Genomic DNA, 26,980 nt, shown 5'->3' with positions numbered 1-26,980 from the left:
TTCATAATTCAAACTCTAGTATTGCAGAGTCTGCATGGCATGTGCCGGTATTTTTATGGTTGTTTTTTGGCTATTATTTGTGATGCTGTAAATCACTTCTTTATCAGATGAATTCATGATAATGGTTGCAATTTTTCCATCAGTATTTTTAAATGAAGTACTAAGCAATATTTTATCGCTTACGGTTTCGTTTATTCTTTTTGCATCAGGACGAATAAATTTTGAAAAATGTCCGATATAATAATACATCGGCGTATAGATTAATTGTCCTGTATTTATATCGGCATGAATTGGTGCAAAACAAAAATTACCCACATGGTTTGGGCCTCCGTTTTGGTCTAAGAGAATGTTCCAGTCTGTCCAGCCAACGGTTCCGTTATTAAAATCGTTGATCATATTGAGTCCGTAACGTTCTGCATTTCCCCAAAACTGATATTTATTGGCGTCGAATTTCTCGATACAACCTTCTGTAAATAATAAGTTTTTATTTGGAAAAGCTTTGTGGACATTGCCTACAGATTCGAATTTTGGTGTTCCGCCATTCCAGGTTTCATACCAGTGAAATCCAATTCCCCATGCATATTTTGATGCTTCAGGATCTGAAAAAACAAGCTGTGCTCTTTTCTCTAACATGTCTCCGCGGTTGTGATCCCAGATAATTATTTTTTTATTTCCCAAACCGTCTTTTTCTAAAGTTGGTCCGAGGAAATTTTTCAGGAAATCTCTTTCTGCTTCGGGAGTATAAATACAAGATTCCCAACGCTGACTTGCCATTGGCTCATTCTGAATGGTTAATCCCCAAATTGGAATTCCTTCTTTTTGATATTCTTTTATAAATCTGGCGTAATAATTTGCCCATGATTGTGCAAACTCAGGCAATAAAACGCCGCCGTGCAAAATATCATTATTGTCTTTCATGAAAGCTGGGGGACTCCATGGACTAACAAATAAAGTTAATTTCCCGCCGGCAGTTTCAATTGCTTTTTTGAGTAATGGTATTCTAAATTTTCGATCGTGGTCGATGTTGAAGGTTTTCAAATCCTTGTCACCTTCCTTAATATAAGTGTAACTTTCGCTGCTAAAATCACAGCTGTGAATGTTTGTTCTGGCTAATGAATATCCAATTCCTTTATTTTTATCGTAATAAGCTGTTAGAAATTCCTGTTGTTTTGATGGAGATAATTTGGCAAAAACTTCTGCACTTGCATCAGTTATGGCACCTCCAATTCCAAGGAAAGTCTGAAATGTTTTAGCTGCATCAACTTCAATAAAAACAGTTGCTTTTTCATTCGAAATAAAATCATTCGACAACGACAACTTTAAATCTGAATTTTCGGCTGTTGTGTATATCTGGATTTTTTCATTTTTCTTAGAAGAAGAAACTTTAGAAGATCCTGCATTTTGTGATGAAGAATAATTGGCCTGCAGAATTAGTATTGATGTGATTAATATGCTGCTTATTGATTTCATGTGTTTTCTAAAACTTATTACTTGATGATATTCTTAACTATATTATCAAAATTAATATACCAGCGTTTGTATAGCGTGCGCCGGAATTTTAACTATTGATTTTTCATTTGCAATAATAAAATTGTACGTAATCTCATTATCCGTATGGTTCATCACAATGGTTGCCATTTTTCCATCAGTATTTAAAAATGAAGTGCTTAACAAATAACTTCTGCTTACTGAAGTAGCCACACGTTGTGCATTTGGACGAATGAATTTTGAAAAATGTCCGATGTAATAATAAGACGGCGTGTAAATTAACTGACCTGTGTTTGTGTCCGCATGAATTGGCGCAAAACAAAAATTGCCCACGTGATTTGGTCCTCCGCGTTCGTCCAGAAGAATATTCCAGTCTGTCCAGGCAACGGTTCCGTTATTAAAATCATTAATCATTGAGGTTCCATATCTTTCGGCATTTGGCCAAAACTGATATTTTGTGTCATCAAATCTTTCTACGCAGCCTTCGGTAAACATTAATTTTTTATCCGGATATGCTTCGTTTACTCTTGCTACGTTTTCAAACATTGGCTGAGCTCCGGTCCAGGTTTCGTACCAGTGAAAACCCATTCCCCAAACATATTTTGAAGCTTCGGGATCTGAGTAGATCACGTTTGCTCTTTGTACCATTAAATCACGATTATGGTCCCAGGCGATAATTTTTACATCTCCTAAACCTTCTTTTTTTAGTGTTGGTCCAAGATAATTTTTAAGAAAATCTCTTTCTTCATCTGCCGTATACAAACAAGATTCCCAGGTTTGTGTTGCCATTGGTTCATTTTGTACCGATGTTCCCCAAATTGGAATTCCCTCTTTATTATACGCTTTAATGAATTTGGCATAAAAATTTGCCCAAGGCTGAAAATATTCAGGTAATAATTTCCCACCTTTTAGTACGTCTTTATTACTTTTCATAAAAGCATTTGGAGACCATGGCGTTGCGTAAGTCACTAATTTTCCGCCTGCTGTTTTAATCGCCTCTTTGATTAACGGAATGCGGTATTTTCGGTCATGATCTATTGAAAAAGTCTTTAAATCTTTGTCGCCTTCTTCGATGTAAGAATAGCTTCCACTGCTAAAATCAGAACTTTGAATAGTTGTTCTTAGCAATGAATATCCAATTCCTTTTTGAGCATCGTAATAGGCATTTAAAAATTCTGTTTGTTTTTCTTTGGATAATTTGGCAAAAATTTCGGCACTTGCATCTGTAATAGCACCGCCAATTCCCATAAAGGTTTGAAACTTTTTTGATGGTTCAACAAAAACAGATATTTCTGTTTCAATTGGCTGTTTGGATGGTGTAAAACTTAAATTATCAGTTGCAGTTAATTTTAATTTTGTGTTTTCAGCTGTTGTATAAACTGTAATTTTTTTGTTGGTTGTTGTAAATTTCTGTACCGGTTTTTGGCTTTTTTGAGAAAAAACAGATAAAGAAAAACATAAACAAGTAGTAATAATGAATGTAATTTTTTTCATTGTATATGTTTTAAGTAGTAAGACTTTTGTACAAACCTCTTTTTGAACTTAGTCAACTTGATTTAAAAAATAGCCCATAATCAATGAAGAATATGGGCTATTCTGACAACCAAACTTAAACTTAACTCAAACTAACATCATATGTAGTCATTAACTCTTTATGAATGTTATTTATATTTTAAAATGATTTTTTAGTAAAGATCGTTTTGAACCATTTTAGTGTTGTTGAATTCACTGTAAGGAATTGGGAAAGCTTCATTTTTTCCAGCTGTAAATCCTTTGAAAGCCAATTTCGAAGCAGCCTGACCTGTTCTTACTAAATCAAACCAGCGGTGTCCTTCTCCGGCAAGTTCTAATCTTCTTTCTGCATAAATTGCATCTAAAGAAACTGGTACCGGTGCTACTCCTGCTCTTAATCTAACTGCATCTAAAAGTGCCTGAGCTCTTGCTCCTGTTCCTCCTAAAGCTTCAGCTTCTAATAAATAAGTATCAGCTAAACGAATAACATAAGTATTGATACCAAAGTTTAAGAAAGGATTCGATGCTTTAATATCAGCATTCACAGCTGCATATTTAATAAAGTGGTATCCTGTCTCGTTGTAACTGTCAGTATACGTTATAAGCCTTGTTGGATCAGGTTGGTCAAGTGGAATACTAGTATTACCTCTTAAAACACCTGTATTAATTATAGTAGAAGCGAAACGAGGATCACCTTGCATTGCAGCAACCAATTGTGTACTAACAACACAAAAGCCCCATCCGTTAATATAATCTGGTAACAGTGCTGCAATTCCAGCATCTGTTCTATGATAATCTCTAATACCCATTAACTGAGCAGCAACGTTTCCTTCATCATCACCTCTTTCAAAATTACCCCAATCAGCATTTGATTTATCTGAATAGGCAATTTCAAAAATAGATTCTGTATTAAATTTGTTGGCATGATTCCACAAATCTGAAAATTTAGGCATCAAATTATAACCGTAACTACTTGGCTGACCCGGAGTAGCTCCATTTACTTTTGCTAATTCAACAGCAGCTTCTGCCTTTTTATTGTCGTATAAATATACTTTCCCTAAAAGTGCAGTTGCAGCTCCTTTGCTAAATCTTCCTAATTCAGTCGTTGGCATTGTCATTGGCAAATCAGGAATAGCCTCGTTTAAATCTTTTTCGATTTGAACATATACATCTTGTGGTTTAGCCTGCATTACTAATGGAATCTCATCCTTAGTTAATGGAGTTAAGATTAAAGGAATGTTTTTAAACATTCTAACAAGATCAAAATAGTAGTAAGCACGTAAAGCTTTTACTTCGGCAGTAAATCTTGCTTTTTTTCCAGCATCCATTGGGATACCCGGAAGTTTTACTAACATGATATTACATCTTGCAACACCTTTATAGTAATCTGCCCAAATATTTGGCGGAATATTTGCGGGACTTACAGAATAGTTTGATGCTACCTGAAGTCCTGGCTGATCATCCGGACCACCACCTCCTGCATAGAAATCATCTGACGCAGAATTTAAGAATAATAATGGCGCATTTTCCATTGCTCCTGCAAACTTTCCTAATTTATCGTAAGCTGCAACAAGGCCTGAGTATGCTTCTGTTTCGTTTCTGTAAAAATTTTCTTCAAGTACTACTCCATCACCTTTCACTTCCAATTTTTCATCGGTATCGCACGATCCAAGTGCTAGCAACACTCCAAAGGCAATAAATGACTGTTTAAAACTTATAAGTTTCATAATATTTTATTTTTTTAATTAAAATTGCAAATTAACTCCTAACATGTACGATTTTGCCTGAGGATAATAACCTCTATCAACACCTTGTACGTTGTTCATCCCTGCTGTAGTAGGACCTCCAATTTCAGGATCATAACCAGTATACTTTGTTATTGTCCATAAATTTTCTCCTGTTACATACAATCTTACTTTTTGCAATGAAATGCTTTCTATCCATTCTTTTGGAAATGAATATCCAAGTTGAACTGTTTTAAATCTAAAGAAATCTCCTTTTTCTAAATTAAAATCAGATGGATTGGTAAAGTTTTTATTCGTGTCATTTGTAGTAACTCTAGGATAACTGTTTGTTGATCCTGGTCCTGTCCAACGACCTAAAACTTCTGTTTGATAGTTTGCGTTTGTAATATCAAGTCTTCTTAAACCTTGGTAAATCATGTTTCCACCAGCTCCTTGTCCAAAAACTAATAAATCAAATCCTTTGTAGTCTAAGTTTAAAGTAAAACCATAAGTGAATTTAGGTAATGAAGTTCCTAAGAAAGTTCTGTCGTTAGCTCCAATTACACCGTCTCCATCCAAATCCTGCCAACGGAAATCTCCCGGTTTTGCATTTGGCTGAATAACTTTTCCAGAAGCATTTTTATAATTATCAACATCTGCCTGAGTCTGGAAAATACCATTTGTTTTAAATCCGTAGAATGAATTATATGCTTGTCCTACTTGTGTTCTGTTGATTTCATAAGCACTAGACTGAACTGTTTCATCACCCACTAAAAAGCTAACCCCTTTATCAAGATAAGTGATTTCATTTTTGATGTAAGAGAAGTTACCATTCAATGAAAGGTTTAAATCTCCAATTTTTTTACGGTATCCTAATTCAATATCGATACCTTTATTTTGCATATCAGCTAAGTTAGCATATGTTTTTCCTGTTGCTCCAACATATCCCGGAATCGGCACAGGCATTAAGATACCTTCTGTTTTTTTGTTGAAAAGATCTACACTTAAATTGAAATCATGGAATAACATTGTTTCAAAACCAATGTTGGCTTGTTTTGTTTCTTCCCATTTCAAATCAGGGTTTGGAATTGCATTTGGACTTTGTCCGTTAGCGATGTTTCCTCCAATAGTGTAATTTCTTTGAATTCCAACAGTTGAAACATATAAGAAATCCGGAGAAGAGTCATTACCAGTTACACCGTAACCTCCTCTAATTTTTAAATTGTTTACTACATCATTTTCTTTCCAGAAACCTTCTTTAGAAGGAACCCAACCTAAAGATACTGAAGGGAAAGTTCCGTATTTATGATTTGGTCCAAAACGAGTAGAACCATCACGACGAAGAATACCTGTAAAAATATATTTTTCTTTGTAATCGTAGTTTAATCTTCCAAACAATGACTCCACTCTGTGCTCTAAAGCCTGTGCATTATAAGCATTTGCAATTTTATCAGCAATTGGAATATCAACGTTAAATGAAGCTTCGTCATGTGTTGTTGCAGGAACGCCTCTGTAAGTGATATCATTACCAGATGTAATATTATCTACATAAGTTCCTTTTCCTATTAAAACACTAAAGTTATGATCTCCTAATTTTTTAGCATAATTTAAAGTATTCTCCCAATTCCAGCTATAAGATTTTTTGTAAGATCTGAACAATTCATTTACATCTTTCTTTGTAGCTCCATTTAAGTAATAAACCGGAGTAAAGTTATCTGAACCGTAGTAAGCTAATTTTGCACCTGCAGTAGATTTAAATTTTAATCCAGGTAAAAGTTCTGCTTCAATAAAAATATTTCCAACAAAATTATCAGCAAAATCATTATTTCCTAATCTCGTTTGCGTATAAGCTAATGGGTTTGAAGTTTCCTGAGTTACGTTAGTAGAAATACCGTAATAATTTCCGTTTGCGTCTCTAAGAGCATTTTTATTGATATACGGGCTACCAGCTACTGCTGCTTCCGGACCTACAAGAACCGGTGTTAAAGGATCTAAATTGATTGCAGATGATAATGGACCACCAAACTCATCGTTTGTATTACCAATACCAATTGTTTTTTCATTAGAATATCCTAAAGTTTCACCAAGTTTAATATACTTACCAATTTTATGATTAGAGTTTAAACGGATATTTTTTCTGTTATAGTTTGAAATATCGGTTGTAACAATACCTTCCTGATCTGTTAAACCAAAAGATAAGTAAAAAGTCGATGTATCATTACCACCACTAAAGCTTAATTCGTGAGAATAACGCTGAGCATGATCGTTAAAAATTACATCCTGCCAGTTAGTTCCTTTAGATGTTGTTGGCGTGAACGGTGCAGCTTTTCCTCCGTTAACATATGCTTCATTTAAAATAGTTGTATATTGAGAAGCATCTAACAAATCGATTTTTTTTGCCGCCTGAGATGTTCCTGCATAACCAGTATAATTTACAGAAATTTTACCCGCTTTACCTTTTTTGGTAGTTACAAGGATAACCCCTGCAGCAGCACGAGAACCGTAAATTGCACCAGAAGCACCATCTTTAAGCACCTCGATTGATTCAATATCAGATTGGTTTAAATAACCAATACCGCCATTATCAACGATTACACCATCAACTACCCAAAGAGGATCGTTATTGTTTAAGGTAGTAAAACCACGGATGCGTATTGTAGACGCTGATCCTGGCTGACCTGCATTTGCAGCAATAGAAACTCCCGAAACTCTACCTTGTAAAGCTTGCTCTACTCTTGTTATTGGTAAATTTTCTAAATCTTTTGCCTTAACACTAGAAATTGATCCTGTAACTACGCTTTTCTTTTGTGTACCGTATCCTACAACTACAACTTCATTTAAGTTTTGAGATTCCGGCCTTAATTTAATATCAAGCTTAGTTCTCCCATTTACTGCTTCCTGTACAGTAACATATCCCACAAAAGTAACAGTTAAAGTTCCATTAGAAGGAGCGCTAATCTGGAATTTACCATCAAAGTCAGAAGCTGTAGCTTTATTTGTTCCTTTAACTAAGATAGTTGCCCCTGGGACGGGTAATCCACTTTCATCATTAATAGTTCCATTTACCGTAACATCCTGTGCCATTGCGATAACTGAAAACAATAGAGATGAAATACAAAACATAAGTAATTTTGTTAATTTCATTTTTCTAAAAATTTTGGTTAATTAATTAGTAATTTGATGCAATAATAAAGTTAAATTTTTACTATTTACAATTAAAATTCATTACAAAAACACATCAAACTAAAAAATAATACATTACAAAAACACATCATTTTTTTTATAATATTTTGATTCACAATTATTTAACCTTAAATTATTAGATGTTATTAAAATGTTAATTATAAAAATAAACACTACATTTATGAAAAAACAATTATTTTCGCTTTTATTGAAAATAATTAAGTAAAAGTGCAGAATCATAACTGCGATATTCGATTTTAAATCAAAATATAAAACATTACTCATAAAAATAGATATTAAAAATTATGAAATTCATAAAATCACTTTTAACATTATTTGTAATTTTTATCTTACCATTTTCCTTTTTTGGCCAAGTAAAAAACATAGGTTTACCACAGGTTAAGAACTATAAAAGGACAGAATATAAAGGAGGAACTCAAAACTGGAATATAGATCAGGATAAAAACGGAAATATGTACTTCGCAAACAATAGCGGATTAATTCAGTTTGACGGATCTACATGGCATAAATATTCCTTACCAAACGGAACAGCAATCAGAAGTTTAAAAATTGATTCAAACGGAAGAATATTCGTTGGAGGAAATGATGAATTTGGTTATTTTAAAAGCGATGAAAAAGGAGTTTTAAAATACTTTTCACTTTCTAAACTAATCGATAAAAAAGCAAATAAAAACATTAATCTTATTTGGAGAATACATATATATAAAGGAGAGATTATTTTTCAGTCTTTCACAAAAGTATTTTTCTATAAAAATGATAAACTAAGATTTATTGATGCGCCTAATAAATTTCAGTTTTCGTTTTTGGTCAACAAGAAACTATATTTTCAGGATAAAGTTTTAGGAATTTTAGAATATAAAAACGGAAAGCTAATTCCGCTAAAAGGTTCAACGGTTTTTAATGACAAGGAAATCTGGTCCGTTTTTCCTTTGCCAAATAACAGACTGCTTCTGGCAACTCTTGAAAAAGGACTTTTTGTTACCGACGGAACTTCGGTTCAACCATGGAATACTGAAGCTAATGAATTTATCAAAAAAAACACATCATTAGGAGGCAGCATAATAAAAAACAAATTTATTGTTCTAAACTCTGTATTAAATGGGTTCATTGTCTGCGATTTGAACGGAAAAATAATTCAACATCTTAATCGCCAAAAGGGATTACAAAACAACACTATCCTAACTTCATTTATAGATAATAAAAACAATCTTTGGTTAGGACTGGATAATGGAATTACATTTATAAATGAGAATTCGCCTTTTACTTTTTTTGACTACAGCTATAACATCGGAACTGTCTATTCTTCTATTGTTTTTAACGGTTATCTGTATGTCGCTACCAATCAGGGGCTATTTTATCATCCATGGAATAAATCATTTAAAGATGAACCTTTTACAAGAGTTGAAGGTACTATTGCGCAAGCGTGGAATGTTCAGGTAATAAACAATACACTATTATGTGCCAGCAACAGCGGAGCTTTGGTAATTAATCAAAATAAGGTTGCAAAAGTATTAGACACAAAAGGTTACTTCGGATTTAAAGCAATTCCAAATCATGAAAATTATATAATTGGGGAAAGTTATAATGGTTTTTCGATTTTTAAGAAAACCGCAAGCGGTATTGAATATATAAATCAGGTGGAAGGATTTGACGAAACAACAAATACATTTGAAATTGCTTTGGATGAAAATTATTTATGGCTAAAAAAAGATCCTTATTTATATCAAATGGTCCTTTCTGATGACTTAAAGAGATTTGATTATATAAAAAAGCACACTCAAATTTCGGCTGAATATAAAGGAATAGGAAGTTTGCAAGTGGTTAATAAGAAGATTTATTTTCAAACTAAAAATCATTTTTACAGATTTTCAAAAGAGCAGGAAGCTTTTTTTGAAGATAAAAAAATCTCTCAGCTATTTACCGGAATACCTCCAATAAATACTTTAATAGAAGATTCGTACGGAAATCTGTGGTATTCTTATAATGAATCATTAGGTGTTTTAACACGAAATAAAAATGGTGGATTTATAAAAAAGCAAGCTCCATTTTCGAATCTTAGCGGTAATTTGGTAAACAACTACATTTCGATTAATATGATCGATCCAGGAAATGTTTTTATAGGCTTGACAGATGGTTTAACACATTATGACTCCAATATATCGAATGCCTTTATAACGAAACCAAAAGTATTCATTGAAAGTTTTTCGTCTCCGGAAGACACCATTCTTATTGGAAATCTTGATATCACAGAAAAAGAATTTAATCTGCCTTATAGCTCAAATCACGTCAAATTTACATTCTCGTCTCCTACTTATGAAAATCAGGAAAATCTGCTGTATTCTTATAAGTTAGAACCTTTTGATGATAATTGGCGAAATTGGTCTACAGTAGCAATTAAAGAATACACCAACTTGAGAGAAGGCAATTATAAAATGAAAATTAGAGCCAAAAACAGTTATGGTGTTATATCTGATATTAGCGAAGTAAATTTCACAATATCGCCGCCGTGGTATAGACATTTCCTTGCCTATTTAATTTATTTTATGTTTGTTCTCGCCGGGATTTATATTATTTCGAATAGAATTCAATCGAAAATTAGAAAAAATAAATATTATGAAACTATCGAACAACGAAGACTTTATCTTGAAAAAGAATCCCGAATAAGACATGAACAACATGAACTTGAAAAAGAAATAGAGAAGCTTAAAAATGATAAACTTCAGATTAAAATATTAGCCAAAGACAAAGAATTGGTGAATAATTCCTTGCAGGTTGTAAAGAAAAATAAAATCTTAAATGGAATAATTCACAAACTCAAAGATATTGACACCAATATTCTGGACGATTCGACCAAATTTGAGTTTAATAAATTGCATAAAAGCATCGTAAAAGAAGTTAATACAGATAAAAGCTGGAAAGATTTAGAAAAGCATATCAAGAATGTCCATTTTGAATTTTTAAAAAGATTAAAGGAAAAATACCCAACCATTTCTCCACGAGAACTTGACTTGTCAACGTATTTATTAATGAATATGTCTACAAAAGAAATCGCCGAAATCATGAATATTTCAAGTGGAGGAGTTGAACTTGCCAGATACAGATTAAGAAAAAAACTTGGCTTAAATAAGAAAGAAAATCTAATCGGTTTTTTAATGAGTATTTAACCAAAGAAAAATGCCACTCTTTAAGAATGGCATTTTTTTATTTTCTCAAATTAAATATATTCTAAAGTTCGCTCTAACGCCATTCCTCTAGAACCTTTAATTAAAATTGTATTTTCACTAAAAGCTGTTGTTTTAAGATATTCTGCGAAAGCATCAAAAGTTTCAAAAAAATAAATATTTTCCTTTGAAATTCTATTTTCGTAAAATTCTTTTCCAATCAAATAACAAGCAGATTGATTTTGATTTGCAACAGAATCCACAATTATTTTATGCTCTTGCTGGCTTTCATCTCCCAATTCAAACATATCGCCCAAAATCATTATTTTATTTGGATTGTGTAATTGTATAAAATTTGCAATCGCCACCGCCATACTACTCGGATTTGCGTTGTAAGCATCCAGAATAATCTGGTTTGTCCCTTTTTTTAATAATTGAGATCTGTTATTGTCCGGAACATAACTTTCAATTGCTGTTTTTATGTCTTTATTATCAACTTTAAAATAATTTCCTATTGCAACTGCAGCATTTATATTATTTGCGTTGTAGAGACCAATTAAATTAGATTTAACATCAAATCCGTCATAATTAATACAAACAAAAGGATTTGCTTCAATGGAACCAATTTTTACATTTGCCTCATGTTTATTTATACCAAAAGTAAAAGCGTTAATTGATTGTGACTTCTCTATCTGAATAGGATCTTCAAGATTTACAAAGGCAGTTTTATTATTTTTAGCAAGGTATTGATACATTTCGCTTTTTCCTTCAATCACACCTTCAACACCACCAAAACCTTCTAAATGTGCTTTACCAAAATTGGTTATATAGCCATAATCAGGTTGTGCAATTTCACATAAAAATTCAATTTCTTTTTTATGATTTGCCCCCATTTCCACAATACCAATCTCAGTTTCTTTCGTAAAAGACAATAAGGTTAACGGAACACCAATATGATTATTTAAATTTCCAATAGTCGCTTTGGTTTTGAATTTTTTAGCTAAAACAACATTAATTAATTCTTTTGTTGTTGTTTTACCATTACTTCCTGTTAAAGCGATAATAGGCAATTTTAAATAAGTCCTATGGGACTTTGCCAGCTCCTGCAACGTCTCTAAACTGTTTTGAACCAAAATAGTTCTATCGTCTATTAAATAGGATTCGTTGTCAATAATAACATACAAAGCACCTAAATCAAGTGCTTGCTGAGCAAAAGTATTGGCATCAAAATTTTCTCCTTTAATAGCAAAAAACATAGAACCTTTTTCAATTTTTCGTGTATCAATTGAAACTGATTTGCATTGCAAAAACAAATTATGAATTTCCTGAATATTCATTTATAAAACATTTTTTTTATGAAGTGTAAAAATAGAAAAGTTCTAATAAAAAAATTCCAAATTCCAAACTGAAATCAGCACTTGGAATTTGGAATTTTTTATATTGAAATTTCTAAAACTTAGTTTCTAGGCGATTTTCTTCTTTCAGCTTTAGAACCAACTCTAGACATTGCACATCTGAAACCAATGTAATCAGTTGCCATATCCTGAGGGAAATATCTTCTTTGAGCAGGATCTAACCAGTAAGCTCTGTCTCTCCAAGAACCTCCTTTATAAACTCTTACTTTATCATCGATTAAAGTAGTACGCTTACTAGAATTATCATATTTTCTTAACATTTTACCTAAACTATCAGTTGTGATATTGTGTTTAGGAGAATTGTACATATTCTGATCTGCTTTTGTTCCAGATTCTGAATCTCCAAAGTCGAAATATTTAGATGATTGTTTGTCACCATCTCTATAATTGATATTGTCGCTTGTACTGAAATTTGTTCTCAAATAAGTTTCGTTTTCGTCAACTGGTACCTGAGCAATTTCTCCCGGAAGGTTTCTTGCCACAACTTTACCGTTACTTAAAGTATCATATTTGATATTATCTTTAGTGATAATTTCAAGTTTACCGTCTTTACCAATTTTGTTTTTAGCATATTGATTTCCTCTGTAGTAGTTAAAATCATTTGCTTCATTATCAATAATAGGTCTGTAAACGTCAGCAACCCATTCTGCAACGTTACCTGCCATATCGTATAATCCGAAATCGTTTGGCGCGTAACTTTTTACAGAGTTTGTAATATCTGCTCCATCATCTGACCAACCTGCAATTCCACCGTAATCACCGTTTCCTTGTTTAAAGTTAGCCAATTGATCTCCTTTGTTTTTACGTTTTGCCGAACGTGTATAATCTCCGGACCAAGGATATTTCTTTTGTCCTTTATATATATTGTATTCTCTTTGTCCAACATCAGCAGCTGCAGCATATTCCCACTCTGCCTCTGTAGGAAGTCTGTATTCTGGTAAGATAACTCCTGAAGAACGTTGTGCGTAAACATTTTTCTCTTCAACTACACCATCTTTATTAGCTTTTGGTCTTCTTCCGTTTGGATTTTTCTTTAATACAAGTTCTTCATTACCACCATAAGTAGTAGATGGAGAAGCTAAGTAAGCTTCTGTATTAAATAAACTTTCAGCACTAACATCTGTAGTTTTAGCACCTTTTTTAAGATATCCGTCTTTTTCTAAAACAGCTTCGTTTACACGGTCTGTTCTCCATTTACTAAATTCAACTGCCTGAATCCAGTTAACACCAACTACAGGGTAATTAGCATAAGAAGGGTGTCTTAAATAATTATTAGTCATCGTTTCGTTATATCCTAAACGATTTCTCCATACCAAAGTATCAGGAGATGCTCCTTCATAAATATTCTTGTAATTTTCTTCTGTTGGAGGGAAAACTTTTTTAAGCCATTCCAGGTACTCTAAGTACATACCATTCGTAACTTCAGTTTCATCCATGTAGAATGATTGAACGTGTTGTTGAGTTGGCGTGTTATTCCAATCGTGCATAACATCATCCTGTACTTTACCCATAGTAAATGTACCTCCTTCAACAAAAACTAAACCAGGACCAGCCTGTTGTTTTTTCCCTGCATTTCTAGCAGCAGTTCCATTCTGACTATCTACATCCCAACCTGTTGCTCTAGAAGCGTGGCTTGAACTCGATTTTTTGCTACAACTAGCCGTGCCCAACATCAATACCATTGACATCATTAATTGCAAGACTACAATTTTGTTTACTTTCATACTCATTCTTAGGTGATAAATTTAGGTGCTGCAATATAATAATTAACATTTAATTAGCAACATCTGTTCTAATAATTTTATTTAGCTGTTTTTTTACCAGAAAATAACCTATAGTTACGAACGCAAAAATATACTTTTTATTATTTACTATAACATGAAATACTATATTTTTACTTACTAAAATATTTTAATTTTAAATATGCCTTTTAACCCTATGAAACAAGCCTTAATCCTATATCTTTTTTTGATTCCGTTTGTCTCATTTTCCCAGATAAATGGTAGCTTCGCACTAGATTGGCAAAACAAAAAAGAGATGAGTTTTGGCGAATATAAAATTATCATTCCCTACTTCACAGGAAGCAGTTTTAGGTTCGATACTACTAAAAAAATCATAACATTACAGCTTAAACTTGCTGAATCCGGTTCTTCAAACGGCAATTCCGTTGTGCTAACTAATGTCATATACGAAACAATTTCAATTACAGATTTAGGAGATTTATCACTCGAAAATATTCCGAACCAACCAAATGAATCGCTAAAAAACGTCTCCTCAAGGGATATAAGACAAACTTTTCTATCTCTTTTTCCAATTATTAAGGATGGAAATAGTTATAAAAGGATCAAATCATTTTCGTATTCTACAAATAGCAGCACAGCAAAAAGCAGCAGTTCATCTTCTTATCAAAAATCAGCTTTCGTTTCTAATTCTGTTTTAGCTTCCGGAGACTGGTATCGATTTTATGTTGAAAAATCCGGCATTTATAAAATTTCAAAATCTTTTTTACAAAGTTTAGGATTTGATGCCGGCAAAGTTGATCCCAGACGAATTAAAATATATGGAAATGGCGGAAGAATGCTTCCATTAGCAAACAATGTTTATTATCCCATTGATTTAACCGAAAATACTATTCAGGTTATAGGAGAAACCGATGGCACTTTTAATAATGAAGATTATATTCTGTTTTATGCAGAAGGTCCTAATAACTGGAACACTGAAAGCCAAACGAATATAAACGTATATGATACAAAATCATACTATTATATTACAACAAATGGAGGAGACGGAAAAAGAATTCCTGTCTTAAATCAACCTGCCGGCAACAGCACATTGGAGCTAAACACGTTTGATGACTATCAATTTCATGAAACCGACCTCACGAATGTTGCTCATTTAGGCCGTCAATGGCTTGGTGAAGCATTTGATATTAATCAGGAACAGGAGTTTGAATTCAATTTTCCTAATCTTGAAACTTCAGTTCCGGTAAAAATTGAAGTTACAGCCGCTGGTGCCGCCTACACTCCTACTTCTTTTGCCGTTTCTGCCAATGCGCAAAATATTGGCACCATTTCATTTAATGCACTATCGCCAAGTTCTGATGTTAAATATTTTCCCGGAAAACTTCCTTCAAACAGCACTTTTACAGGTTCAGACAATATTAAAATAAAACTTACCTATAATAACAATGGTGTGCCCGGCTCAAAAGGATATCTGGATTACATTAATATAACTGCCAAAAGAAAATTACTCGGAACCGGAAAACAATTTCAATTTCAATATGATTTAGCCGGTTCAGCCACCGGAATAGTAAATTACACTATTGGAAATGCCTCCGGAATTAGTCAAATTTGGGATATTACAGACCTATATAATGTATCAAAAATAGAAAATCCCAATCTAAACACTTTTAGCTTCAAGGCTACTTTAGGAGAAATTAGAAAATATATCGCAGTTGATGCTTCAGATTTTTATACTCCTTTAAAAGACAATCAGCCAAAAATTGCCAATCAGGATTTAAAAGGCACTTTGTTTAGAAATGCTCAAAATGCTTTTCAGGATATTGATTATGTCATTATCACTCCAAAAAGTTTAGCTTCTCAGGCTGAAAAATTGGCGAATTTTCATCGCACAAATTCTAATTTAAATGTAAAAGTAATTGCTTTAGAAAATATCTATCAGGAATTCTCTTCGGGAAAACAGGATATTTCGGCAATTAGAAACTGCATTCGATATATTTATGAAAATGCTTCTTCTGCCGAAAAAAGAATTAAATATGTGAATTTGTTTGGAGATGCGTCATTCGATTATAAAAACCGAATTTCCAACAATACAAATGTTGTACCTATATATAATTCTTTAAACAGTAATACAACCGGCGAATCTTCCTTTGCGTCAGATGATTTTTATGCACTGATGGATGCTGACGAAGGAAATGTGATTTCTTTTTTTGGAGGAATTGATATTGCAGTTGGAAGAATGCTGATTTCAGACAATGCGCAGGCGGAAGAAATGGTGAATAAGGTTTTGGAATATCACGATACAAAATCCTATGGAAACTGGAGAAATAATGTTGTTTTACTGAGCGATGATTCAGATCAAAGTTCAGATACTTCTTTACAATCACGCCAAAATGCATTGGCCGATGTTATTGCCACAGAAAAGCCTTTTTTTAATGTCGAAAAAATCATTTTAGATTCTTATACACAAGAAGCATCTGCGGGAGGATCAAGATATCCAAAAGCAAGAACCGATTTTTTTGATGCTTTTGAAAAAGGAGCTTTGATTTTTAATTATTTAGGACACGGAGGCGAAGATGGTTTAGCGAGTGAAAGAATCTGGGAAAAATCAGATGGGCAAAATTTAAACAATCAATATAAGTATCCTTTATTTATTACGATTACCTGCGAGTTTTCAAGATTTGACGACCCGACAAGACCAACGGCGGGAGAATATACATTTTGGAACCCAAAAGGCGGTGCAATTGCAATGCTTACCACAATTCGTTCTATAGGTCAGTATAATGCCGAAAACTTTAATGACAACCTGACTAAAAATCTGCTTTCATACAATTCTAATCAGTACACGACTATTTCTGAAGCACTTCGAATTTCTAAAAACGAAAATCCAAGTTCTTCCAGTAATGTTATTTTTTATATTGGAGATCCGGCCTTAATGCTTGCGATTCCAAAACCTAAAATTAATTTAACAAAAGTAAATGATGTTGTTATTTCGCAACCTGTTGATGATTTCAAATCTTTAGCTAAAATTAAAATTACCGGAGAAATTACAGATGAAAACAATAATATTTTAAGCAATTATAATGGCGAATTAGCCACTTCTATTTTTGACAAATCAATTACGAGTTCCACCTTAAATAATGATGGTTATAGCCCTGCAATGTCATTTAAAACTCTTGGAGAAACTATATTCAGAGGAAATGCTTCTGTAACTAACGGTCAGTTTGAATTTAGTTTTGTAGTACCCAGAGACATCAGAATTCCTGTTGATAATGGCCGAATTAGTTTTTATTCGAAAAAAACCGGAGCTCTGGAGAATCAATCCGGCTTTAATACCACTATTAAAATAGGCGGTATAAATGAAAATGCACCTGTGGACAATATAAATCCAAAAGTGAAGTTATATATGAACGATGAAACTTTTGTTTCTGGCGGAATAACAAATAGTTCTCCATTTTTATTGGCTTTTTTAGAAGATGAAAACGGGATAAATACCGCTAGCGGAATTGGTCATGATATTATAGCAATTTTAGATGGAGATGTTAGTAATCCGTACATTTTGAACGATTACTATCAAACCAAATTAGACGATTATACAAATGGAAATGTACGTTTTCCATTAAGAAATCTAGAAGCAGGATTGCACACTATAAGTTTTACAGCATGGGATGTCTACAATAATCCCGTAACAAGCGAAATACAATTTATAGTGGTTGGAGATGAATCATTAACTCTAACACACGTTCTTAATTATCCAAATCCTTTTTCGACCTATACTCAATTTTGGTTTTCACACAACAGACCATATGAACCTTTAGATGTACAAGTGCAGGTAATGACTATTACCGGAAAAGTAGTATGGACAAAAAATCAGGTAATTACTACGGAAGGTTTTTTATCAAGAGAGATAACCTGGGATGGAAAAGATGATTTTGGAGATCGAATAGGAAAAGGCGTATACATCTACAAACTCACGGTTAAGTCGAATTTAACAAATAAAAAAGCAGAAAAGTACGAAAAACTTGTCATATTATAATTATATATATATTTTTACCATAAAAAACCTTAAATCTATAAATGAAAAAAATAGCACTACTATTAACCTGTTTATTAATTATTTCGTACGCAAAAGCCCAGGATATTGAACGTCCCGTTACCACCGGAGTACCATTTTTATTAGTCGCAGCTGATGCCAGAGCAGCCGGTATGGCAGATCAGGGTGTAGCAACAGCGACAGATGCATTTTCTCAACAATGGAATCCTGCCAAATATGCTTTTGCAACAGATGCTCAGGGAATTTCTATTAGTTACACTCCTTATTTAACAGATTTAGCTAACGACATTTCTTTAGGACAACTTACTTATTATAACAAAATCAATGACCGAAGTGCTTTTGCAGCAAGTTTACGTTATTTTGGTTTTGGAGGAATTGAATTAAGAGAAACCGGAGACCCTAACGAACCAACCAGAGAAGTAAATCCAAATGAATTAGCCATAGACGGATCTTATTCATTGAAATTAAGCGAAACATTCTCAATGGCTGTAGGAGCAAGATTCATAAGTTCAAATTTAAAAATACCTTCAAGTGATATTGATGCATCGGCAGCAAAATCATTTGCAGTAGATATCGCTGGTTTTTATCAATCTGAAGAAATTGCTTATGCTGATTTTAACGGAAGATGGAGAGCCGGTTTCAACATGCAGAATTTAGGTCCGAAAATTAGCTACGACAATGATGATCTGAGCGCTAACTTCTTGCCTGCAAACCTAAGATTAGGAGGAGGTTTTGATTTTATTTTAGATGATTATAACAAAGTTGGAGTTAGTGTAGAATTTAGTAAGCTTTTAGTACCAACGCCTCCGGGACCTGGAACTCCCGTAGATCTTAACGGAGATGGTGATTATACAGATGCAGGCGAAACTACACAGGCAGCTGCTGATGCTGAAAACTATAAAGCCTATAATGATATTGGATGGGTTTCGGGAATCTTTAAATCTTTTGGAGATGCTCCGGGTGGATTTAGTGAAGAATTAAAAGAAATCACCTATAGTGTAGGCGGAGAATATATGTATCAGGATTCATTTGCCGTTAGAGCCGGATATTTCCATGAAAGTCCAATGAAAGGAGCAAGACAATTCTTCTCTTTAGGAGCCGGATTCAAATACAGTGCAGTAACAGTTGACGTTTCTTACTTATTTTCGTCATCAAAAGTTAAAAATCCGTTAGAAAATACACTTCGTTTTTCTTTAACGTTTAACTTTGGCGACAAATACGAAACATACTAAACAAAAAAATAAACAATAATAACAATCCAAATTTCTGATTTTTAGAAATTTGGATTTTTTTTCCCTTAAAAAGAATGAAAGAAATAAGCGTTACATCATCATTTTTGGTTTATAATTCAATAGAAGAAACACCAAATGACGTTCAGGACTTAATGAATCAGGCAATTGAAATTCGTAAAAAAGCATATGCTCCCTATTCGCAATTTAGAGTTGGTGCTGCCTTACTTTTAGATAATGGAAAAATAATTTTGGGATCAAATCAGGAAAACGCCGCTTATCCATCAGGATTATGCGCAGAACGCGTAGCAATTTTTCACGCCGGAAGTGTTTATCCGGAAGCAAAAATTATCAAAATGGCCATTACGGCAGCTTCAGACAACAATCAGACCAAAGCACCAATTCCTCCATGCGGTTCATGCCGACAATCAATTGCAGAATATGAAATCAAACAGGAAACCCCTATTGAAATCTATTTTATGGGCGAAATAGGCGAAGTTTATAAATCATCATCCCTTAAAAATTTACTCCCTTTTATGTTTGATAAAAAGTTCTTGTAAAAAAAAGCCAAAAAGTATCGTTTAAATTTTAGTTCTTAAATGTAATGTCTTATTTTTGCATCCCGACCTTTCGGGCGCAAATTTGTGGGAGGAAACTATTTTGCGTTATAGGCAACAATTGATAACACAAACAAACTTTAGCAAAAGAAAGAATTCAGATGAAAGAAGTTACAAAAGAAGTATATTTAAAGTGGTACGAAGACATGCTGCTTTGGAGAAAGTTTGAAGACAAACTTGCAGCATTATACATTCAACAAAAAGTTAGAGGTTTTCTACACTTATATAATGGACAGGAAGCTGTGTTAGCGGGCGCTTTGCACGCTATGGACCTGACTAAAGATAAAATGATTACTGCTTACAGAAACCACGTGCAGCCAATTGGTATGGGAGTTGATCCCAGAAACGTAATGGCTGAACTTTTAGGAAAAGTAACAGGAACTTCTAAAGGTATGGGAGGTTCTATGCACATTTTCTCTAAAGAACACCGTTTTTACGGAGGTCACGGAATCGTAGGTGGACAAATCCCTGTAGGAGCTGGTTTAGCTTTTGCTGATAAATATTTCAATACCGGCGGCGTTACTATGACTTACTTTGGTGACGGAGCTGCAAGACAAGGTTCATTACACGAAGCTTTTAACATGGCTATGTTATGGAAATTACCAGTTGTATTTATCGTTGAAAACAACGGATATGCAATGGGAACTTCTGTAGAAAGAACTGCAAACCACACTGACATCTGGAAACTTGGTTTAGGATATGAAATGCCTTGCGGACCTGTTGACGGAATGAATCCTGTAAAAGTTGCCGAAGCAATGCACGAAGCTATCGAAAGAGCACGTCGCGGAGACGGACCAACTTTCCTTGAAATGAAAACGTACCGTTACAGAGGACACTCAATGTCTGATGCACAATTATACCGTTCTAAAGAAGAGGTAGAAGAGTACAAAAAAATTGACCCTATTACTCAGGTTTTAGATGTAATTATGGATCAAAAATATGCTACAGAAGAAGAAATCGAAGCAATTGACCAAAGAGTAAAAGACTTAGTGGAAGAATGCCAAAAATTTGCTGAAGAATCTCCATATCCGGAATTGCAACAATTATACGATGTAGTATACGCACAAGAAGACTATCCATTTACACCTCATAAACTATAAAATATTATGGCGATAAAAGTAACAATGCCTCGTTTGAGCGATACTATGACGGAAGGAACGGTAGCGACTTGGCTTAAAAAAGTAGGCGACAAAATTAGCGAAGGAGATATCCTTGCTGAAATTGAAACAGATAAAGCAACAATGGAGTTCGAATCTTTTAACGAAGGAACTCTTTTACATATTGGAATTCAGGCTGGAGAAACTGCTCCGGTTGATTCCTTATTAGCCATCATTGGTAACGAAGGAGAAGATATTTCTGCTCTTTTAGCTGGTGGTGATGCTCCTGCTGCTGAAGCGCCAAAAGCAGAAGCTAAAGCTGATGCTCCTGCTGCAGAAGCAAAAACAGAAACTGCTGCTCCTGCAAAAGCTGCAACTGAATTACCAAAAGGGGTTGTAGTTGTAACTATGCCACGTTTGAGTGATACAATGACAGAAGGAACAGTTGCAACCTGGTTGAAAAAAGTAGGTGATACTGTTGCTGAAGGAGATATTTTGGCAGAAATTGAAACAGACAAAGCTACAATGGAGTTTGAGTCTTTCAATGCCGGAACATTATTATACATCGGAATTCAGGAAGGAAATACTGCACCTGTTGACAGCTTATTAGCAATCATTGGACCTGCAGGAACTGACATTTCAGGAATTGCTGAAAATTATACTGCCGGAGGCGCTGCGCCTGCAAGTGCTCCTGCTGAAGAAACAAAAGATGCTCCTTCTACTGAAAAAGCAACTGAAGCAACTGCTGATACTTCATCAAATGGAGGAAGAATTTTAGCTTCACCATTGGCTAAAAAAATCGCTTCTGATAAAGGAATTCAATTAAATCAGGTAAAAGGTTCAGGAGAAAACGGACGTATCGTAAAAAGCGATATAGAAAACTTTACTCCATCTGCACAGGCACAACCTGCAAAAGCTGCTGATGCTAAACAAGAAGCCTCTGCTCCTGCTGCGCCAAAAGTATTTGTTCCTGCCGGAGAAGTTTACACAGAAGAGATTAAAAATTCTCAAATGCGTAAAATTATCGCGAAACGTCTTGCAGAATCTTTATTTACAGCTCCTCACTACAACTTAGTGATCGAAGTAAGCATGGACGAAGCAATGGGCGCAAGAGCGACAATTAATACTGTTCCTGATACAAAAGTATCTTTCAACGATATGGTAATTAAAGCTTGTGCTTTAGCCTTGAAAAAACATCCAAAAATTAACTCTCAGTGGAAAGAAGATGCTATCATCATCAACCACCACGTAAATATTGGTGTTGCTGTAGCTGTTGAAGACGGATTAGTAGTTCCTGTATTGAAATTTACAGATGCTATGAGTTTATCTCAAATTGGTGCTTCTGTAAGAGATCTTGCAGGAAGAGCTAAAAACAAAAAATTAGGACCACAAGAAATGGAAGGAAGTACTTTTACAGTATCTAACCTTGGAATGTTTGGTATTACTGAATTCAATTCAATTATCAACCAGCCAAACTCTGCTATCCTTTCTGTAGGTGCAATTGTTGAGAAACCAGTAGTTAAAAACGGTCAGATTGTAGTAGGAAACACCATGATGTTATCATTAGCGTGTGACCACAGAACAATTGACGGCGCAACCGGAGCTCAATTTTTACAAACATTAAAACAATACATCGAAAGCCCGGTTACAATGCTGGCATAATCGATTGTTTTACATATTTAAATCCCGTTTTGAGTAATCAGAACGGGATTTTTTATTTAATTTAGATTCTCAATTTCAATACCTCATAAATATGAAAAAAATATTCTTAGTAACTTTATTTTTAGCAGCTTTTGCCTGTCAGAAAAAAGATCAGGCAGAAAAAACAACCGCTGCCAATGCTGCTATTAAAGATGAACATACGTTTTCTAAAGCAGATCTTGCTGTAGTAAAACATTTAGATCTTGATATCAAAGTCGATTTTGACACACAAACTATTTCAGGAAAAGCCTCTTGGCAAATTGACAATATCAGCAAAGGAAACGAAATTATCTTTGACGAAAACACGTTAAACATTACCAAAGTAACTATAGGCGATGACGAAAAAGAAACAAAATTTGAACTGGGAAAAGAAGTTGAATTCCACGGAAAACCACTTCACATTACAATCGAACCAAACACTACAAAAGTTAACATTTATTATAGTACTACCAAAGATGCTGTTGCGTTACAATGGCTAAACCCACAACAAACAGCAGATAAAAAGAAACCGTTTCTCTTTTCTCAGGGCGAAAGCATCTGGTCCCGTACCTGGATTCCTTGTCAGGATTCTCCGGGAATTCGTTTTACTTATAATGCAAAAGTTACCGTTCCTAAAGATTTATTAGCCGTAATGAGCGCTTCGGTAAATCCACAGCAAAAGAATGATACCGGAGTTTATACTTTCAAACAAGATAAAGCAATTCCGTCTTATTTAATGGCAATTGCTGTTGGTGATATTGCTTTTCAGTCTATAAACAACAGAACAGGAGTTTATGCAGAACCATCTTTACTAAAAAAAGCGGCCTGGGAGTTTGCTGAATTAGGAAAAATGGTAGGTGCTGCCGAAAAACTTTACGGACCTTACCGTTGGGGACGTTATGATGTACTGGTTTTACCTCCAAGTTTCCCTTATGGCGGAATGGAAAATCCAAACCTGACCTTTTTAACTCCGGGCGTTATTGCGGGAGATCGTTCTTTAACGAGTTTGTTGGCACATGAATTAGGCCATAGCTGGAGCGGAAATTTAGTTACCAATGCAACCTGGGATGATATTTGGTTAAATGAAGGATTTACCACTTATGTAGAACACAGAATTGGAGAAGAAATTTTCGGTAAAAAAGAAGCAGAAATGCAGGATGTTTTAACCCGTAAAGATTTAGACGATAATGTAGCCGAATATGGCACTACAAATCCGGATACAAGATTAAAAGTAAGCCTTACAAACAGAAATCCTGATGATGGAATCAGTCAAATTCCTTACGTAAAAGGATACAACTTCTTAAAAGTAATTGAAGCTGCTGTTGGACGTGAAAAATTTGATCCGTTTATTAAAAATTATTTTGACGCGCACGCTTTTCAATCTATCACGACAGAAGATTTTGTAAAATATTTAAACGATAATCTGATTAAAGGAGACAAAGCACTTGCCGATAAAATAAAACTGGACGACTGGATTTACAAACCGGGAATTCCTTCAAATATCACTGCTGTTTCATCTGAAGATTTTACTGCAATAGACAATATTCAGAAAAATTGGAGAACTACAGGCGTAAAAGGATTAAGTGAAAAAATAAAATCAACTACTGAAAAACAACATTTTATTGATTATTTACCGGCTGACATAACTTCTGAAGAAATGGCCGCTATTGATAATGAATTCAATTTTACTAAAAATGGAAACTTCGTTATCAAGCGTCAATGGTTTGCACAGGCGATACGTCATCAATACAAACCTGCTTATCCGGCGATTGAGCAATTCATAATTGCAACCAGCAGAACCGGATCTTTAATGACTCTTTATAAAGAATTGGTAAAAACTCCGGAAGGAAAAACCTGGGCTAAACAAATTTTTGATAAAGCAAAGTCAGGTTATCATGCCACAACTGTTCAGGCTGTTGAAGGTTTATTGAAATAGTTTTCAGTTTACAGTTTACAGTCGCAGTCTCAGTTTTCAGTTTACATCTAACTCTTTACTGACACTGTAAACTGGGACTGTAAACTGAGACTGAAAAATAAAAAATCCCGATTGCAAATGTAATCGGGATTTTTTTTAATTTTTATTTTTAGCTTCAATCCATTTTGCCATGTATTTGGTACTTTTTAAAGTATGATGCTGCAACAGGCTCCCCATAAAATTATGAATGCGATGACTTTCAGAATCATTCAACAATGAATTGACAACATTAATTAATGTTGCTGAATGTTTATCTTTTTGGTAACATGCATTTACAATGGCAATTCCATTTTTTTGGGCTTGTTGCCACAGATTTTCATCGTGATATAATGCAACGGCTTGTTTTGCAAATTCGTCAATATTATCAGCAATAAAACCATTCCATGGCAAATTATCATACATCGCTTCAGATCCAATTGTCGTCGTTATACTTGGTGTTCCGCATTGCATGGCTTCCAGTAATTTTCCTTTTAATCCAGCTCCAAAACGAATTGGCGCCAAAACAATTCTGGCGTTTTTTACCACTTCATTAGCGTCTTCTGCCCTTCCCATAATAAAAAAACCATTTTTTGGCTGATGCAATTGCAACACTTTTTGTGAAGGATATGCACCATAAACTTCTAAAACAGCCTCTGGAAATTGTTTTTTAACCAAAGGCCAAATTGTTTCTTTTAAATATTGAACGGTGTTCCAATTGGGTTCATGAAGAAAATTTCCGATGAAAACAAAATTCTTGCGTTCTTCAAAAGAAGGTAATTCCTGAAGCTTTTTCTCAGACATTTCCTCAACTAAAAAAGGCAAATAATGAAGCAGACTTGCATCGATTTTGAAAATATCTTCTAAAATTTTCATTTCAAATTCAGAAATAATAAATGACAAATCGCATCTTAAAATACTGGCGATTTCACGTTTAGCCACTTCTTCTGATAACAAATCATGAAGTTCAAAATTCCGGTTTTCTTTAAAAGCTTTTTGTCTTGCCGTTCGCAAACAATGCAAATCTTCTGTATCCAGTAAACGAATTGCTTTTGGACAATTTTCTGAAACGCGCCAGCCAAATTGCTCCTCGATCATAAAACGATCAAATAAAACAACATCAGGATTTAGCTCGGTTATAAACGCATCAAAACTAGAATTGTTCAATTCAATTGATTTTTTCTCTACTCCAAATTCAGCTAAATCAACCATATAATCACTGTCTAAAGCCGGGCTTGCAAATGTGATTTCAAATCCATTTGCCGCAAAAATAGAAATCAGCTGCATCATTCTTCCTCCCGCCGCAGACGAATTAGGTTCGGGCCAGACAAAACCAATTATTAAAAGTTTTTTTGTTTGATTCATTTGATTTGTTTCAAGTTACAAAATAATACTATTTTCCGCGGATTTGCACCATATTTCCTGACTTTCGGTGATAAAAAAGACTAATTTTGCAGTTAACTTTTTTCTATAAAATTATGTTAGGATTAAAATTAGCTACAGACCCTCGTTGGGTAAATATAGTCGAATCAAATATCGAGGAAATTTTAACGGATCATGCGTGGTGCGAACAAAAAGCAGCTTCAAACGCCATTAGCTTAGTTACTTACAATTCTGAATTAGAAGAACTGGTAACAGAAATGCTTGTGATTGCCAGAGAAGAACTGGAACATTTGCAAATGGTTCATGATATTATCAAGAAAAGAGGTTTAACGCTCGGCCGCGAAAGAAAAGATCATTACGTAAACGAGCTTTTTAAATTCATGAAGAAAGACGGAAGCCGTAAAGATGCCCTTTGCGATCGCTTATTGTTTTCGGCTATGATCGAAGCCAGAAGCTGTGAACGTTTTAAAGTACTTTCTGAAAATATAAAAGACGAAGAATTAGCAAAATTTTATCGTGATCTGATGATTTCTGAGGCCGGACATTATACTACTTTTTTAGGCTTTGCCAGAAAATATACAGATAATATTGATATTGACAAACGCTGGAAAGAATGGATTGACTATGAAGCTTCGATCATTACAAATTACGGTAAAAGCGAAACTGTTCACGGATAGAAATCTTCTAATCAACTCTAATTCAAAATACACATAATACCATAATTTT

The 26,980-nt window shown here is 34.1% G+C and carries 15 protein-coding genes; 8 read left to right on the top strand and 7 right to left on the bottom strand.

Going from position 1 to position 26,980, the window contains the following annotated elements; all coding sequences use genetic code 11:
- Positions 1-15: 15 nt before the first annotated feature.
- The 4 genes from AC3QL1_RS07825 to AC3QL1_RS07810 all read right to left on the bottom strand — a co-directional run bounded on the left by AC3QL1_RS07825 (position 16) and on the right by AC3QL1_RS07810 (position 7,868).
- Complete coding sequence (locus tag AC3QL1_RS07825) at positions 16-1,470, bottom strand: glycoside hydrolase family 30 protein (RefSeq protein ID WP_492496557.1); 1,455 nt, start codon at positions 1,468-1,470, stop codon at positions 16-18.
- Positions 1,471-1,521: 51 nt separating this feature from the next.
- A complete protein-coding gene (locus AC3QL1_RS07820) occupies positions 1,522-2,982 on the bottom strand; it encodes a glycoside hydrolase family 30 protein (RefSeq protein WP_492496556.1) in 1,461 nt (486 codons plus the stop codon).
- Positions 2,983-3,173: 191 nt separating this feature from the next.
- A complete protein-coding gene (locus AC3QL1_RS07815) occupies positions 3,174-4,727 on the bottom strand; it encodes a RagB/SusD family nutrient uptake outer membrane protein (protein WP_492496554.1) in 1,554 nt (517 codons plus the stop codon).
- 18 nt (positions 4,728-4,745) lie between these two features.
- Positions 4,746-7,868, bottom strand: a complete 3,123-nt coding sequence (locus tag AC3QL1_RS07810) for a SusC/RagA family TonB-linked outer membrane protein (RefSeq protein ID WP_492496552.1) — start codon at positions 7,866-7,868, stop codon at positions 4,746-4,748.
- Positions 7,869-8,212: 344 nt separating this feature from the next.
- On the opposite strand from AC3QL1_RS07810, the gene AC3QL1_RS07805 reads away from it, so the two are divergent.
- A complete protein-coding gene (locus AC3QL1_RS07805; protein ID WP_492496550.1) occupies positions 8,213-11,092 on the top strand; it encodes a triple tyrosine motif-containing protein in 2,880 nt (959 codons plus the stop codon).
- 50 nt (positions 11,093-11,142) lie between these two features.
- On the opposite strand, the gene AC3QL1_RS07800 is transcribed toward AC3QL1_RS07805, so the two are convergent.
- Together AC3QL1_RS07800 and gldJ are read right to left on the bottom strand one after the other, a co-directional pair.
- A complete protein-coding gene (locus AC3QL1_RS07800) occupies positions 11,143-12,426 on the bottom strand; it encodes a UDP-N-acetylmuramoyl-tripeptide--D-alanyl-D-alanine ligase (protein WP_492496549.1) in 1,284 nt (427 codons plus the stop codon).
- Positions 12,427-12,545: 119 nt separating this feature from the next.
- The gene (gldJ, locus tag AC3QL1_RS07795; RefSeq protein ID WP_492497545.1) at positions 12,546-14,228 is read right to left on the bottom strand and encodes a gliding motility lipoprotein GldJ; all 1,683 of its coding nucleotides are present in this window, start codon (positions 14,226-14,228) and stop codon (positions 12,546-12,548) included.
- 214 nt (positions 14,229-14,442) lie between these two features.
- Here gldJ and porU point away from each other — a divergent pair, with 214 nt between their 5' ends.
- The 6 genes from porU (at position 14,443) to AC3QL1_RS07765 (ending at position 24,856) form a co-directional block, all read left to right on the top strand.
- Complete coding sequence (gene porU / locus AC3QL1_RS07790; RefSeq protein WP_492496548.1) at positions 14,443-18,279, top strand: type IX secretion system sortase PorU; 3,837 nt, start codon at positions 14,443-14,445, stop codon at positions 18,277-18,279.
- A 41-nt stretch (positions 18,280-18,320) separates the two neighbouring features.
- Positions 18,321-19,529: a type IX secretion system outer membrane channel protein PorV gene (gene porV, locus AC3QL1_RS07785; RefSeq protein ID WP_492496547.1), complete on the top strand. Its 1,209-nt coding sequence runs from the start codon at positions 18,321-18,323 to the stop codon at positions 19,527-19,529.
- Between the two features lie 74 nt (positions 19,530-19,603).
- Positions 19,604-20,086, top strand: coding sequence for a cytidine deaminase (gene cdd, locus AC3QL1_RS07780; protein WP_492496546.1), 483 nt, complete (start codon positions 19,604-19,606; stop codon positions 20,084-20,086).
- A gap of 158 nt (positions 20,087-20,244) precedes the next feature.
- Complete coding sequence (gene pdhA / locus AC3QL1_RS07775; RefSeq protein WP_115843738.1) at positions 20,245-21,243, top strand: pyruvate dehydrogenase (acetyl-transferring) E1 component subunit alpha; 999 nt, start codon at positions 20,245-20,247, stop codon at positions 21,241-21,243.
- A 6-nt stretch (positions 21,244-21,249) separates the two neighbouring features.
- Entirely contained in the window at positions 21,250-22,902 is a 1,653-nt protein-coding gene (locus tag AC3QL1_RS07770) for a dihydrolipoyl dehydrogenase family protein (protein WP_492496545.1), read from the top strand.
- 91 nt (positions 22,903-22,993) lie between these two features.
- Positions 22,994-24,856, top strand: a complete 1,863-nt coding sequence (locus tag AC3QL1_RS07765) for a M1 family aminopeptidase/hydrolase (RefSeq protein ID WP_492496543.1) — start codon at positions 22,994-22,996, stop codon at positions 24,854-24,856.
- A gap of 135 nt (positions 24,857-24,991) precedes the next feature.
- Here the strand turns inward: AC3QL1_RS07765 and AC3QL1_RS07760 are convergent, their stop codons facing one another.
- Positions 24,992-26,236 (bottom strand): glycosyltransferase family 4 protein, encoded by a 1,245-nt coding sequence (locus AC3QL1_RS07760; protein WP_492496541.1) that lies wholly within the window; start codon positions 26,234-26,236, stop codon positions 24,992-24,994.
- A gap of 113 nt (positions 26,237-26,349) precedes the next feature.
- Between AC3QL1_RS07760 and AC3QL1_RS07755 the strand changes: the two genes are divergently transcribed.
- The gene (locus AC3QL1_RS07755) at positions 26,350-26,931 is read left to right on the top strand and encodes a MiaE family protein (protein WP_492496539.1); all 582 of its coding nucleotides are present in this window, start codon (positions 26,350-26,352) and stop codon (positions 26,929-26,931) included.
- The last annotated feature ends 49 nt before the right edge of the window (positions 26,932-26,980 follow it).

The sequence above is a fragment of the Flavobacterium sp. GW823-FHT04A11 genome (assembly GCF_058796535.1).
Note: the sequence above shows the minus strand (reverse complement) of the source record. Positions and strands in the feature narration are given on the sequence as shown.

What these genes read in the sequence shown, in the direction of transcription:
- AC3QL1_RS07825 (WP_492496557.1), bottom strand. Translation starts at nt 1,470, where the DNA reads ATGAAATCAATAAGCAGCATATTAATCACATCAATACTAATTCTGCAG.
- AC3QL1_RS07820 (WP_492496556.1), bottom strand. Translation starts at nt 2,982, where the DNA reads ATGAAAAAAATTACATTCATTATTACTACTTGTTTATGTTTTTCTTTA.
- AC3QL1_RS07815 (WP_492496554.1), bottom strand. Translation starts at nt 4,727, where the DNA reads ATGAAACTTATAAGTTTTAAACAGTCATTTATTGCCTTTGGAGTGTTG.
- AC3QL1_RS07810 (WP_492496552.1), bottom strand. Translation starts at nt 7,868, where the DNA reads ATGAAATTAACAAAATTACTTATGTTTTGTATTTCATCTCTATTGTTT.
- AC3QL1_RS07805 (WP_492496550.1), top strand. Translation starts at nt 8,213, where the DNA reads ATGAAATTCATAAAATCACTTTTAACATTATTTGTAATTTTTATCTTA.
- AC3QL1_RS07800 (WP_492496549.1), bottom strand. Translation starts at nt 12,426, where the DNA reads ATGAATATTCAGGAAATTCATAATTTGTTTTTGCAATGCAAATCAGTT.
- gldJ (WP_492497545.1), bottom strand. Translation starts at nt 14,228, where the DNA reads ATGAAAGTAAACAAAATTGTAGTCTTGCAATTAATGATGTCAATGGTA.
- porU (WP_492496548.1), top strand. Translation starts at nt 14,443, where the DNA reads ATGAAACAAGCCTTAATCCTATATCTTTTTTTGATTCCGTTTGTCTCA.
- porV (WP_492496547.1), top strand. Translation starts at nt 18,321, where the DNA reads ATGAAAAAAATAGCACTACTATTAACCTGTTTATTAATTATTTCGTAC.
- cdd (WP_492496546.1), top strand. Translation starts at nt 19,604, where the DNA reads ATGAAAGAAATAAGCGTTACATCATCATTTTTGGTTTATAATTCAATA.
- pdhA (WP_115843738.1), top strand. Translation starts at nt 20,245, where the DNA reads ATGAAAGAAGTTACAAAAGAAGTATATTTAAAGTGGTACGAAGACATG.
- AC3QL1_RS07770 (WP_492496545.1), top strand. Translation starts at nt 21,250, where the DNA reads ATGGCGATAAAAGTAACAATGCCTCGTTTGAGCGATACTATGACGGAA.
- AC3QL1_RS07765 (WP_492496543.1), top strand. Translation starts at nt 22,994, where the DNA reads ATGAAAAAAATATTCTTAGTAACTTTATTTTTAGCAGCTTTTGCCTGT.
- AC3QL1_RS07760 (WP_492496541.1), bottom strand. Translation starts at nt 26,236, where the DNA reads ATGAATCAAACAAAAAAACTTTTAATAATTGGTTTTGTCTGGCCCGAA.
- AC3QL1_RS07755 (WP_492496539.1), top strand. Translation starts at nt 26,350, where the DNA reads ATGTTAGGATTAAAATTAGCTACAGACCCTCGTTGGGTAAATATAGTC.